This is a genomic window from Allofrancisella heilbronnii (assembly GCF_000710735.2).
Classification (GTDB): domain Bacteria; phylum Pseudomonadota; class Gammaproteobacteria; order Francisellales; family Francisellaceae; genus Francisella; species Francisella frigidaquae.
The window spans coordinates 1,076,904-1,090,828 of the sequence record NZ_CP144673.1 but is presented as its reverse complement, the minus strand read 5'-3'; the positions used below and the strand labels follow the sequence as shown (position 1 = coordinate 1,090,828).

Genomic DNA, 13,925 nt, shown 5'->3' with positions numbered 1-13,925 from the left:
ATGTTTTTAGCAAGAGACTTACTTACCACTTTTAATATAAACTAATTATATACTTTTTTAGTTTAGATAAAATATTGTAGTAAGATGATTGCTGTATAGAAGAGCTTTTATGGTTTTTTTTATACTGATTATTTTCTAGATATAAATTATTACAATTTTTATCCTGTTCTGGCCTAATGTAGACTCCACTTTCTAGTAAAATAATTTCATTTTCAATAATAGTCATTATCTGGAGTATACTGCTGCTATTTTCTAATAACTTAAGCACAAAAATAGCTCTGTCATTATAATGATGGTTACTAAATATATTATGAAAAGAATTATATATATATTTATCTTTGAGTATCTGTATACAATAAAGTTTTATATCTACTAGAGAGAGATTTTGTTGCTCTAAATTAATTTGGGGTGTTAGTGGTATTTGTTTTAATGGTTTCTTATCTATTTCATTATTATATTTAACTAATAAATCTTTGAGCATCTCTGAGAATTCACTAAAGTTTTCACATTTATGCATTTTATTTATACAATCAAAAGTTTTATTTACATCTAGGTTGAGGATATGTTCCAATAACAATAAAGTTTCTTTTATCGCATTTTCTGAATCGCCTATAATAGGGCTGTTTTTGTACATACTGTTTTTATTGATATTTTTATTAATTAGTGTGGAGTATATTTCGCTAACAGTCATTAACGTATAATCTAGTAAAGCTTCCATATTATTATTTATATGTTCATAGTTATCTTCCGAAATTTTACTCTCTAGTAATAACTTTTTAGCGTAAAATAAATTTTCACTATCTACATAAATGTAAGATTTATTTAAAAGTGGGTGTGTAATATCAATTTTGTTATTTGTTTTTTCAGCTAAGTATGGTTGTCCATACTTATTACATCCTATTTTATTATCTTTGTTAGTATATGCAGGTAAATACTCCATTATTCTATCGCCTTTTGGATTTCTTCCGAAAGGCATTTTCACATATGATATTCTAGTCATATTATAAATATATTGTTGTAGCTTGTGAGCAAATTCTTGAGCAAAAGGTTTTATGTGACTACTATTATATTCTTCATTATAAAGACCAGCTACGCACACATCTAACTCTACAAAATTTATAATCTCATTTTTCAATAAATTAACTTGGCCTCGATGATTGAAAAAGCTAGCACAAAGATACGCTAACTCGTGTGCTGATAATGCGCCTGCTTTTTGATAAGTTTCTCCATGCCCAGTAAAAAATAGTTTCATTTTAAAAGAAGGACTGTTTTTTAGCTGTAGTGAATCTCTTAGAGCCGGTATAACAACGGTATTTAGCTCTTTAATACATTGGCTATAACTGTCTGTACGTGACACTATAAATTTAGCGTTTTTATAACTATCTTTAGTCTTCTTTTTTCCATAGACAGTCATCTCTTCATATACTTGTTTAGCAGAGTCTTTTGAAATTAGTAATCTATTTTTAATAGAACTATATTCTTCAACAGTAGTTTCTACAAAACCATTATCGATGTTATTTTGGTAAGTTGGACCACCTACTCTCATGTCTATGGCATTATTTATAGGATTTATACCATCTTTGGATGTTGAATAGCTAGCTAACATCCATATAAAATCATACATAATCAACCTTTACTTATAGTTTTTATTATTTTAGCATGTGTATATTTTTTGACGTATCATTTGTAGTGAGGACCTGAATTTCTGGAGTTTTGCTTTGTAGCGAGACAATAATAATTATTGAGTTTCTGTAAATTTATATCTCTTTCTTTTATACTGCCTTCTTGCATCCATAAGGTTCTATTAACTTCGTATATATCCATGTTACGTTCAATGTATTTATCAGAGATCTCTCTTTTTTCCTCATGAAAGTGATATTTTACTAATGAGGAAGTCCCACTTAGCACATATATAGCATTTTGTAGGCCTATTTCTAATTCTTGAAATATCTGACTTTTAGTACTATTTCCACCCATGCTAGGGTAGTAAAACATACAAGGTTCGCCCAAATACTTGTTAGTTTCAATTTTTACAAACGCACCAAGAGTACGTGTGTTCAAATCATTTTCTAAGTGACATATTTCAAGGTTTTGTATAGCTTTAGCAAGTGCTTTAAATAACTTATTCTTTCTTGCAGAAGTATCATGGTAGAAATCAATTCCATCAATATCTCGATTATATATATTCATAATAGCTTCACACAGGGTAAAAGAATCTGTATTGGTTAAAATATTTCTTGTTTTATGTGATGAACCAGATATTCTTTGTCCTGGATGAGAGTACCGCTGAGCTGATGTCAACGTAACATTAGAAGCGTCATATTTTATTTTATTTAAAATAGTCGCATTGATACCTAATTCTTGTTTAAGCTCATTAGAATTTTCTATATATTCTTGCATTATAGCATTAGATGTTTCGTAATCTACCAGATCATAGCTGCATTGGCAACCCTGTTTTATAGATGAAGTATTAGCTTTTCCACCCGTTTTAGTTTTTATAATAGTGTGTAGTTCTTTATATTTTTCTGCATTCCATTTTTGAGTGGCTTGCATTTTTATTATAGCCTCAATTTGCGCAGAATAATAACCTGGTTCTTCTTTTTCATATTGGTCAGGTTTTTTAAGCCCATGTATATGGTTTTGCTTTTCTAATGGTACTTTTACCATATGACGACCGTCTGTAAGTAAAATTTTCCATAGACTTTCTTCACTTTTATCTGGAAATGGCATACTAAATATTTGTAATATTTCAAAATTAACCTTATCTTATACTTACATCGTCTAGTTTTATATATGGTTTTTTTAATAGAAGCCATCAATTTGGCACTGGGTATATAGTAAGGTTGCTGTTGCAAATGACCAAATTTATATCAAAAAATAAATTTAAATAGCATCACCCATTTGAAATATTGGCATGTACATACTTACTACTAAGAAACCAACTACACCACCTAAAACTACCATAATGATAGGTTCTAGCATTGAGCTTAGACTCTCAACAATTGTATCTACTTCTTCTTGATAGACTCTATTTAGATTGCCAAGCATAGTTTCTAATGCTCCAGATTCTTCACCTACAGATATCATTTGCTCTACTAAAAAAGGAAAGCAACCAGTCTCAACTATAGCATCTTTAAAAGAAGCTCCTTCATTAATACTTTTTTTAATATCAAGAGCCGCTTGGTCATATTTAGCATTACCTGTTGCTAGAGAAACCATATCTAAAGCTCTAGTTAAGCTCATACCAGATTGAACAGTAATTTCAAGTGTGCTAGAAAACCGTGCTAATGCAGATTTGAAAACCACTTCTCCAATAATTGGTATTTTAAGCATGAAGTGGTCTTGAAATATTTGGATCCGTGGGTATTTAAGTTTTAATGACTTGTAAACACCAATAACTATAAAGATTCCTAGTATTATTTTCCACCAAGCATCTTGCATAAAATTCGATGCATTAACAGTCATTTGTGTAATTGCTGGTAAAGGTTTTCCAGAGTTTATAAACATTGCTGAAAATGCTGGCACAGCAAAAGTTAATAAAATACCAGTTACCCCTGCAGCAATCACACATACAATTATAGGGTAAGATAGAGCTTTCTTAACTTTCTTTTTGATAGATTGTAAATTTTCCCGCTGATCAGCAATTTTATTTAGCATTAGATCAAGATTTCCAGATTCTTCACCAGCTGTTATCAAGCCTATATATAACTTATCAAAAAGTTTTGGAAATTGACTAAGAGCCTTAGAAAATGATTCTCCAGATTCAATAGACTGCTTAAGTTGGATTGTCATAATCTTTAAGCGAGGATGCTTTCTGATTCCCATTATAAATACCTCAAACGATTTTATAATAGGGATACCAGCTTTTGTCATAGTAGCAAGTTGACGAGTCATTTCAGTAATATCTTGGTATGAAATTTTTTTTGAAAATATATCTTTAGGTTGCTTTTTGAGCTTAATTTCAGAATAGCCTTTTTGTCTAAGTAAGATTTCAGCTTTTTCTTTTGTATCAGCATCAATAGAACCCTTTATTCGCTTACCATTTTTTAACTTTACCTTGTAATTCCAAGATATTATAGTTATTGTGTTTTTATCTTTTTTTCCAAATAACATAACTTTTTTTCCTTAACTTACACGGTATGCTTCTTCCATTGACGTTAAACCTTCAGCAACCCTGACAAGAGCTGATTGTCTAACGGTAGCTACACCTTCTTTTTGCGCTTGTTGAGCAATTTTCATAGTATTTTTGTCTTCTAAAATCATTCTGGATATTGCTCTAGAAACAGGCATTACTTCATATAATCCTAGACGCCCTTTATAGCCTTTAAAACATCTTGGGCAACCTTTGGGATTAGGTTTATATATAGTTGCTTTCTTTATTTCACTAAGTGTAGTGTTAAATGTTTCTGATAATATATAATCATTTAACCCACTATCTTCAACAAGCATAGCAAATTCAGTTTCAGTATCCTTAACTTTACACTTTGGACATAACTTACGTGTTAAACGTTGGGCTATAATCAACGTAACAGAAGTTGCGATGTTATAGCGGGGTAACCCCATATCTACAAGCCTATTGAGGGTTTCAGGAGCACTATTTGTGTGTAAGGTGGACATTACTAAGTGTCCAGTTTGAGAAGCCTTAATAGCAATCGAACCAGTCTCAATGTCCCGTATCTCACCCACCATGATAATGTCTGGATCTTGACGTAAAAAGGCTTTAAGAGCTGCTGCAAATGTAAGCCCTTGTTTATTATTTACACTCACCTGATTAATGCCTCTTACTATTAATTCCACGGGGTCTTCAGCTGTAGATATATTTTTCTCAATTTTATTTAGAATATTTATTCCAGTATATAAAGTCACAGTTTTACCAGAACCTGTAGGACCTGTTACAAGAACCATTCCTTGTGGTTGATGTATAGTATCTAGATAAAGCTTTTTTTGTTTCTCTGAAAAACCCAATGCTTCTATAGGAATTTGAGTGTTACTAGAATCCAAAATACGCAGCACTACTTTTTCACCAAAACTTACTGGGCAAGTACTTACACGAAAATCAATCGCTTTTTCGCGTGAGAGGGATATTTTAAATTTACCATCTTGAGGTATCCTTTTTTCTGCAATGTCTAGACTTGCCATGATTTTAAGTCTAGAGATAACTTTTGGTCCTAAGTTTTTTGTCGTGTTAAATGTCTCTACTAAAAGGCCATCAATTCTATACCTAATTCGGAAATTTTTTTCATAAGGTTCAAAGTGTATATCGGAAGCCCCTTTTTGTATAGCATCAACTATAGTATTGTTTATAAATCTGATAATAGGAGCTTCATCATCTTCTGTGTCTAAAAAAGCATCTCCTTCACGCTCTCCTTCATCGACAAAGTCAATGTCAAGCTCGACATTTTCCATTTTTTCACTGAGTGAGGAATCATCAGTTTTTTGACCTTCATCTTTCAAGTATTGATTAAATTCTAGTATTTTTTCTTTTAAGTGGTTTAGTTCACCAACTATTGCAATAAAAGCTTGATTATATTTGTTACGTAAGGTTTTTAATATTTGTTGGCTGTCTAGTGGGTTTGCAATTGCAACATACACAACGTGTTTTCTTATGAAAAGAGGTAAGCAATTATTTTTTTCACAAAATTCTAGATCAAAAAATTCTTGTGGTAAAAATTTAACATTAATAGCAGTTAAGTCTATATATTGTAAACGTAACAAAGTTGCAGATTCAAACATAAAATCTCTGCTGTTAACTATTTCGTGCTCTATTAAATAGCTTAAAAAACCTGTTTTGCCTAAGTCTTTTTCAAGGCTGACTTCTTCTAGCTTTTCTTTGGTTATAAGTTTACGATGTAAAAGTAAAGAGGCTAGTTTTTTGCAAATTTGAGGATTATTAATCATTTAATTAAATTTAGCTACAAATTACCAGAAATTATAACACGATTGCTTATATTATAAAAAAACAAAAAACAATTTATGTTTTATATATTCTAGTGGTTTGAAAAAAATATTTTACTAAAATTCAGTGGTTCATGTATAATCGCCACTGGCAAATGTTAAACAATATTTATATGAAAATAGATAAATTTATTTCCCACCGTGGGGCAAACACGGATTTTGTTGAAAATACAATACAAGCATTTGAACACGCTAAAAACTATGGTTTTAAATGGTTTGAGATTGATGTTCAAATGAGCAAAGATGGCGAACTGTTTTTGTTTCACGATAAAACTTGCCAAAGGCTGGCTAGTTTAAATTCTGAAGTTACTGAGATGACAATTGATAAGCTTAAAGATTTAGAAATTGTACATCCTATTTTGGATATTAAGGGCTCGATACCAACTTTTAAAGAATATCTTGATTGGGCTACCAAAAATGATGTTTATACAAATGTAGAAATAAAGATAAATAAAAGTTGTTTAGAATATGAAAAAACTATTGTCACAAAAGTTTTAGATGTTTTGGATGGTTATCCAGAGATTCAGAGTAAAATTTTTATATCAAGTTTCTCTAATTCTGTAATGAAGTTTTTGGAACAGGATAAAAAATATCAAAAAGGTAAGTTGTATTATACAACTAACTGGGATGAAGATTTCAATTATATAAACACTATTTTATACACACACTTTCAAGTAAATAAGTATTTAGCATTAATTATAAACTATGATTGCTTGAGTCAACAGAGGTTAGAATACCTTAGGAAAAAATTTGGCAATGTATTTGTCTACTCAGCTTGCTCTGATTATGAGGTTGAAACTTTATTATCATGGGGAGCAGATGCTATATTTGTGGATAAAAAAGAGCAACTTCACTTAAAGTCTATAAATACTGCTTAAGTAGTATTTCTACTTCTTTAATTATGTTCTCACTATGAGAGCACTCCGAAGAGTGAAAATATTTTAATTCGATATAAGGATCAGCAATCCTATATTTGAAGCTAACAAATGGATATTTTTGTTTTATTATTTCTAGTTTTTCAGCTAAAAAACTTTCACCTATCCTATAAATATCCCATTTTTTTCTTATGACTTTTTTATAGTGAGTTTGTTTTTCAAAGTCTAAATTTTCAAGCATAGGGATACATTCTTTAGGGGGGCCAGGAAAAGCATAAATATATCTATTTTTTTCAAACTCTAGCTTAAAACCATTTGCACTACCATTATTATTAATTATAGTTTTAGAGTCTTCAGGGAACAAAGCTTGCTTTTTTGCTCCTAAAGTAACTTTACCATATTTTCTAATCATTCTTTGCTCTATCTTTATCCAAGAATCTTGGTCTAGCACTAGCTCTTTGTTAGAAAAAGTAGCTATTGCTTCTGCTGTTAAGTCATCTTCAGTAGGTCCTAGACCACCAATAGTTATTATGCTATGATGTGAATTTTTTAAAAAAAATATACTAGATACGATATCTTTTACATTATCGTTACAGATTATATGAAAACCAATATTAAATCCATTTGCAGTTAGATGCTTGGCAAAAATGGTTGTATTAGTATTAACTATATCACCATCAGTTATTTCATCACCAATAGCTATAATTCCAAAATCGTACTTCATTTTCCACTCACAGGACTGGGTAACCAGACAGAATTTTAATTATTTTTATTTTATTTTATGATATAAATGTAGCCAAAGATATAAAAATATATGTTTTTAGAGCATATATATGTAACTCTAAGGAATAATTAAGATGAATATACTATCTACAAACGTTTATGTTGGACCTAACATTTACGCAAATTTTCCCGTTATAAGACATGAAATTGAGTTGGGGATTCTAGAAAACTGGCCTACTGCTAAAATAGGTAAAGAGTTTATTAATAGTTTAGTTAACAGTTTGCCTGGGCTTGCCGAGCACGGTTGTTCTTACCGTACTGAAGGAGGGTTTATCCGTAGACTTAGAGAGGATGAAGGTACTTGGATGGGACATGTGTGGGAACATGTGATCCTAGAGCTCCAGAGTATGGCGGGAAGTGAAGTAACTTTTGGACGCACAAGATCTACTGGTAAAAAAGGTCACTATAGTATGGTATATGAGTATAAGCAAAAGGACGTTGGCTTATGTGCTATGGAGTTAGCAAAGGATCTTTTGCTTTCTTTATTGCCAGAAAATCTTAAGCAAGAAGTTGGGTTTAAGAAAGAAGAATTTGATTTTGAAGAGGAAAAAGTTAAATTTATAAAATTCGCTCAAAGTAAAGAGTTTGGTCCAAGTACAGGATCACTTGTTGAAGCTGCTAAGAAAAGAGATATACCGTATATTCGATTAAACGAGCATTCTCTAGTTCAGTTTGGTTATGGTAAACACCAGCAAAGAATTCAAGCGACTATTACAAGCCAGACTACACACATTGCAGTGGAAATGTCATGTAATAAAGAGCAAACCAACAAAGTTTTGTCAGGCTTAGGTTTGCCAGTACCAAAGCAAAGAATGGTACGCACAGAAGAGGGAGCAATTAGTGCAGCAAAGCATTTAGGGTTTCCTTTAGTTGTTAAACCTTTAGATGGGAACCATGGTAGAGGGATTTCGATTAATTTAACTACATTTGAGCAGATTAAGGAAGCTTTTGTGGAGGCGAGTAGAATCTCAAGGTATGTGTTAATAGAGCAATATGCCACAGGTTTTGACCATAGAATGCTTGTTGTTAATGGAAAACTAGTTGCTGTAGCAAAAAGAGTACCTGGACATGTAATTGGTGATGGTAAACACACTATAGAAGAGCTTGTTGATATAGTTAACCAAGACCCACGTAGAGGTGTAGGTCATGAGAAAGTTTTAACTCGTTTAGAATTAGACTATCAAGCAAATACTTTGATGAAAGCAGCAGGATATACTAAAAATACTGTTTTAAACGATGGGGAAATGTTTTACTTACGTTCTACAGCTAATCTTTCTACAGGTGGGACAGCTATTGATGTTACAGATATAGTACATCCTGATAATAGGAATATGGCTGAAAGAGCTATCAAAGCAGTTGGTTTAGATGTGGGTGGAGTTGACTTTTTGATAGATGATATAACCCAATCTTACCATGAAATAGGTGGTGCAATCTGTGAAGTAAACGCAGCTCCAGGCTTTAGAATGCATGTGGCACCTAGTGAAGGAAAACCTAGAGATGTTGCTGGTGCTGTGATTGATATGCTATTTCCAAAAGAGTTGGGTAATGCACGTATTCCTATAGCAGCTATTACTGGTACTAACGGTAAAACTACAACTTCTCGTATGGTTGCACATATGTGGAAAAATGCCGGTAAGGTTGTTGGTCTTACTACGACTGATGGGGTGTATATAAATGGTAAGCTTACGGTTGCTGGAGATACTACAGGTCCAGTATCTGCCCAAATGGTACTAAAGGATCCCTCTGTGGAAATAGCTATTCTAGAAACTGCAAGAGGAGGGATCCTAAGAAGTGGTTTGGGATATGATTATTGTAATATTGGAGCATGCCTTAACGTTGCTTCCGATCACTTGGGCCTTAAAGGTGTAAATACTCTAGAAGATCTTGCTAAAGTGAAAAGTGTAGTTGTTGAAGCAGCAAAAGATGTCGCGGTATTAAATGCTGACGATCCACATGTTTTAAAAATGTCTGCTAAAGTAACTGCAAAAAACATTTTTTATGTAACAATCAATCCTGAGCATGCTTTGGTTAAACAACATATTAGAGCTGGTGGTAAAGCATGTATTATTGAAAAAGGAGTTAATGGTGATATGATTACGATCTTTGATAATCATATTCATATACCTGTATTATGGACGCACCTAATTCCAGCTACTATCGAAGGGAAGGCTATTCATAATGTTCAAAACTCTATGTTTGCTATAGCTATAGCTTATAGCATGGGTATGAGCTTAGATGATATTAGAGATGGTTTAAGAACTTTTGTTACAACGTTTTATCAAAATCCTGGGCGCATGAATTGGTTTGAAGAACATCCTTTTAAAGTTTTAATGGATTATGCTCATAATCCAGCGGCTATAAAACTAGTTAGTCATATGGTTGCAAATATGGATTTTACTGGTAAAAAAATATGTGTTTTAGCATCACCAGGTGATAGACGAGATGAAGATATTTATGAAATAGCTAAAGTTGCAGCACCTTTCTATGATTATTTTATCTGTAAGCGTGATGATAATCTACGAGGTAGAAACCCAGCTGAAGTGCCAAATATGTTAAAACAAGCACTAATAGAAGCTGGTGTTTCAGTTAATAATATCGAGACAATAGAAAATGAACAAGAAGCTGTAGATAGAGCCCTTTTTATTGCTAAAGAAGGGGATTTGGTGGCAATATTTGCAGATAAATTAAAAAGGACATGGAAGCAAATTATATACTTCAATAAAAAAGATGAATTTGCTGAAGAAACTAAATCTAAAAAGCAAGAGTCTTTTTCTGCTTCTATGATAGCTCAAGATCCTAGTTTATCTAAGGAGTTATCAGATGTAATAAAAGCAGGTATCATAACAGATGAAAGTGGCGTGCGAGTTGTTTATCATAATGAAGATAGTGATTAAAATTGTTTTTTGTTTAGGGAGAGTATACTACAATGATTCCAGAAGGCTATTCACGTAGATTAGTTGGGCCTAACTTGTTTTTTAAAGAAACAGGAACAGTTTTAGATGTGCCATTAACTGAAGATAAAGAAAAATTAACAAAGCTTTTTTATGAAGAAGCAAATAGAATCTTGCCAGCTTTAGGGTGGGAAGAAATTAAAATAGTACATAAATTTTTTAACAATGGTATTAGGCTAGCTATAACAGCACCTGTTGATATTACAATGCCAGCATGTGACGTTATAGACTTTATTTGGCTATCTGTGAGAGAATATATCGAAAAAGGAAGCTTTAAGACTTTAGAAGCTGCCAAAGAGATTCTTTTACCATTAATAAATGAGGATAAAAACTTAACTTATCGTAAATTGTACGAACTAGCTAAGTCTAAGGGATTTAATGCTTTTAGAGATAAAAATAAAGCATTTGTAGGTTCTGGTTCTGGTTGTTATGAATTTGATCTAGAACATGATGATGTCTCTTTGATTCCTTGGCAAAACGTTTATGATATCCCAGCAGTTATAGTTACAGGTACTAATGGTAAGACTACCACCGTACGGCTTACAGATTATATTTGTAGGTTCGCTGGTAAGGTTACAGGCTATACATCTACAGATTGGGTTAAAGTTAACGATGAGCTAATAGATGAAGGTGATTACTCTGGTCCTACAGGGCACCAGTTTGTACTTACTAACAAAAAAGTTGAAGTTGCTTTGTTAGAGTCTGCTAGAGGAGGTTTGTTAAAAAGAGGTTTGATAGAAACATTTGTTGATGCTGCAGCTGTTACTAATGTTTCTGCTGATCACCTTGGTGAAGATGGTATAGAAACAGTAGCTGAATTAGCTGAAGCAAAATCTATAGTCTTTAGAGCTATGGGAAAAAATTCCCATGCAATTATTAACCTTGACAATTCCTACATGAAAGAAAGGTTTGACTTGATAAAGTGTAATAAAATAGTTGTTACTCAAAATCCTGAAGCTCATGATATAAGTTACTATTTATCTAAATCAGATTATGCTTGTATCGTAGAAGATGACAAATTTAAATGGTTAGATAAAAATACAAAAACTGAGATTCTAAAAGTAGTAGATGCGCCTTTAACAGTAAGGGGTTTTGCAAAGCATAATATTGAAAATGCTATGGTATCAATAGCATTAGCATTTAAACTTAAGGTTAGTTTAGAAACTATTGCAGCCGCATTAAAAAGCTATAAGAACGACCAAAATGTTAATAGAGGTAGAGCAAACATTTTTGAATGGGATAATAAAGTGGTTGTGCTTGATTATGCTCATAATGAAGCTGGTGTGGAAGCGTTACTTTCAATGATGCAGCAAGCATATAATAAAGGTGGTAAAAGGTACCTTATGATGGGAACCACTGGTGATAGAAAGAATCTAATATCCTCCATAAATGATGTTATATTAAAGTATGGTGTGGATTTTATAGTAATTAAAGAAACTGATAAATACTTAAGAGGAGCAAAGCCCTTTGAATTACCATTGGCAATACGTGAAGACCTGCAAAAAAAAGGTTTTAATGTTGCAAATACTTATATATCACATGGTGAACTTGAGGGGGTTAAATATATTTTAGATAAGCTTGATGACAATGATATCGGAATATTTTGTTGCCAAGCAGAGCTTGAAAGTGTAGCTAATTATTTAGGGAATTATTGTGCAAAGGACTAAGTTTATCAAGGGTACAAAAATATATAAAAAACTTATGCTCAGGCTGTAATAATTGTAGGACTCATGGTTATTAAAAACTAATACTCTGTGTTAAAATAACTATATATAAAAAGAAAGTTTTAAAATGTAATATTTTATTAAGTTTAGAGCTTAAACAATATATAAAATATGGAACTACAAGAAATAAAAAATTTTATAGTCGGCTGTATAGATAATTACCTTAGCAGAATTTATAAAAATCATAAAAATAGAGCTAACGAATTAAAAACATTTGTGAAAAATTGTAGTTCATACCATGAAATATGTTTAAGGATTATTAATGAGCATAGTTTATTTAATTTAGGATACTCGTTAGTTAATGTGAATCTAAATCCAACCTTTGAGCATTGGATAAAAAATAAAAATACAGATGGAGCATATTACCAAACCGTTATTGAACCAGCTTTTAACACTATATTCTCTATTAATTACAATAGTTTACCTTTAAAAAATTCTAGTTCAAATTTTGGAAAAACGTTAATCTTTAGGGAGAATTGTGATTTCTATGACGATTTAGTGCCATTTTTAGAACAACAAAAAATACACTATAAAGTATTAAAAAAAGGAAATGAATGGCTACGAGATACTTTTTTTGTTGGCAAAGAAAAAATATATATTAGAACTAAACAAGAGATTAACGTTAAAAAACAGCAAAATAATCTTCCATGTAATGTAAATAGTAAAAAAAATTATACGCAAAATCAATTTAGAAACTTACAAGATGCATACCTTATTACAAATAAATTCTTATCTATGAATCATAATTTTTATGATAATCATGATTTTATGGCTCAACATAGTAGTAAAAGAGATTTACAGAATCTTATTAAACAAGATTTAAAAAAAGACACTATTAGACCATTAGAAGGAGGTAACCTTTTTGAGGCAATAAATTGTGAAGATGTTAAGTATTATTTTATAGGTGTCAACGTCTTACTTAATGAATCAGACTTTAGAAATATAAAATATGGGACTATGTCTGATCCAAGTAACTTATCTAATAGAGATATACTATCAAAATGTCATGTTGAGCTAGAAAGGTATAAAAAAATTTTTAAAACTGATAATGTTATATGTCTTCCTCAGTGGGCATATCACTTAGATTTGCAAATATCATATATGGGTGATTCTACATTCTTAATTCATAGCTTCAATGAGGTATTAAATAACATAGATGAAATTTCTTCAGATATAAATAAGAAGGATCAAGTTGCTAAATTTGCTAGAGATGCCTTGCAGCGAGAATTGGTAATAAAATATATAGACGCTATACTAAGATCTTGTAAATTCAAGACTATAAAATACGCTGGAATATTGCATAAAACTTACCAAGGTGTTGGTGAAAATGGTGAAATAGTAGAACTTAACCCCAAATATGCCCTAGGACAAGAAGCTATTTCAACGTTCATTAATGGTATAGATTTATGTACTCATAGTAATAAAAAGTTTTATCTCACGATAGATAGTCCATGTAATAATCATAAAGCATACTTTACTAAATTGTTGAAGAAACAAAATATAGAGGTTGTTTACTTAAAAGTAAACGGTAAATCTGCTGAAGATACAGTAAAACACATTAGTTATAGGGGAGGAGCATTACGTTGCCAGACAAACTTTATTCCATTTGACTATTTGAACCAGCTTTGAAGGAAATA

The 13,925-nt window shown here is 31.6% G+C and carries 9 protein-coding genes; 4 read left to right on the top strand and 5 right to left on the bottom strand.

Going from position 1 to position 13,925, the window contains the following annotated elements; translation table 11 throughout:
* Positions 1-31 precede the first annotated feature (31 nt).
* From FRA_RS05090 to pilB, 4 genes are all read right to left on the bottom strand, one after another.
* Positions 32-1,624: a hypothetical protein gene (locus FRA_RS05090; RefSeq protein WP_035719551.1), complete on the bottom strand. Its 1,593-nt coding sequence runs from the start codon at positions 1,622-1,624 to the stop codon at positions 32-34.
* Between the two features lie 56 nt (positions 1,625-1,680).
* Positions 1,681-2,730, bottom strand: coding sequence for a hypothetical protein (locus FRA_RS05085; protein ID WP_035719549.1), 1,050 nt, complete (start codon positions 2,728-2,730; stop codon positions 1,681-1,683).
* Between the two features lie 153 nt (positions 2,731-2,883).
* Positions 2,884-4,113: a type II secretion system F family protein gene (locus FRA_RS05080; protein WP_035719547.1), complete on the bottom strand. Its 1,230-nt coding sequence runs from the start codon at positions 4,111-4,113 to the stop codon at positions 2,884-2,886.
* Between the two features lie 12 nt (positions 4,114-4,125).
* Complete coding sequence (gene pilB / locus FRA_RS05075; protein ID WP_035719546.1) at positions 4,126-5,898, bottom strand: type IV-A pilus assembly ATPase PilB; 1,773 nt, start codon at positions 5,896-5,898, stop codon at positions 4,126-4,128.
* Between the two features lie 170 nt (positions 5,899-6,068).
* Here pilB and FRA_RS05070 point away from each other — a divergent pair, with 170 nt between their 5' ends.
* Positions 6,069-6,833, top strand: a complete 765-nt coding sequence (locus FRA_RS05070; protein ID WP_035719544.1) for a glycerophosphodiester phosphodiesterase family protein — start codon at positions 6,069-6,071, stop codon at positions 6,831-6,833.
* On the opposite strand, the gene FRA_RS05065 is transcribed toward FRA_RS05070, so the two are convergent.
* Positions 6,817-7,554, bottom strand: a complete 738-nt coding sequence (locus FRA_RS05065; protein WP_035719542.1) for a competence/damage-inducible protein A — start codon at positions 7,552-7,554, stop codon at positions 6,817-6,819. The two genes, FRA_RS05070 and FRA_RS05065, sit on opposite strands and share 17 nt — an antisense overlap.
* Before the next feature lie 133 nt (positions 7,555-7,687).
* Here FRA_RS05065 and cphA point away from each other — a divergent pair, with 133 nt between their 5' ends.
* The 3 genes from cphA (at position 7,688) to FRA_RS05050 (ending at position 13,917) form a co-directional block, all read left to right on the top strand.
* On the top strand, positions 7,688-10,507 hold the full coding sequence (cphA, locus tag FRA_RS05060; protein WP_035719539.1) for a cyanophycin synthetase: 2,820 nt from the start codon (positions 7,688-7,690) through the stop codon (positions 10,505-10,507).
* A 32-nt stretch (positions 10,508-10,539) separates the two neighbouring features.
* Entirely contained in the window at positions 10,540-12,231 is a 1,692-nt protein-coding gene (locus FRA_RS05055; RefSeq protein ID WP_035719535.1) for a Mur ligase family protein, read from the top strand.
* A 168-nt stretch (positions 12,232-12,399) separates the two neighbouring features.
* Entirely contained in the window at positions 12,400-13,917 is a 1,518-nt protein-coding gene (locus FRA_RS05050) for a hypothetical protein (RefSeq protein WP_035719533.1), read from the top strand.
* Positions 13,918-13,925: the final 8 nt, after the last annotated feature.

Bases quoted from the DNA above. Each gene is read 5' to 3' on its own strand.
- FRA_RS05055 (WP_035719535.1), top strand. From the start codon at position 10,540: ATGATTCCAGAAGGCTATTCACGTAGATTAGTTGGGCCTAACTTGTTT.
- pilB (WP_035719546.1), bottom strand. From the start codon at position 5,898: ATGATTAATAATCCTCAAATTTGCAAAAAACTAGCCTCTTTACTTTTA.
- FRA_RS05080 (WP_035719547.1), bottom strand. From the start codon at position 4,113: ATGTTATTTGGAAAAAAAGATAAAAACACAATAACTATAATATCTTGG.
- FRA_RS05065 (WP_035719542.1), bottom strand. From the start codon at position 7,554: ATGAAGTACGATTTTGGAATTATAGCTATTGGTGATGAAATAACTGAT.
- FRA_RS05050 (WP_035719533.1), top strand. From the start codon at position 12,400: ATGGAACTACAAGAAATAAAAAATTTTATAGTCGGCTGTATAGATAAT.
- cphA (WP_035719539.1), top strand. From the start codon at position 7,688: ATGAATATACTATCTACAAACGTTTATGTTGGACCTAACATTTACGCA.
- FRA_RS05085 (WP_035719549.1), bottom strand. From the start codon at position 2,730: ATGCCATTTCCAGATAAAAGTGAAGAAAGTCTATGGAAAATTTTACTT.
- FRA_RS05090 (WP_035719551.1), bottom strand. From the start codon at position 1,624: ATGTATGATTTTATATGGATGTTAGCTAGCTATTCAACATCCAAAGAT.
- FRA_RS05070 (WP_035719544.1), top strand. From the start codon at position 6,069: ATGAAAATAGATAAATTTATTTCCCACCGTGGGGCAAACACGGATTTT.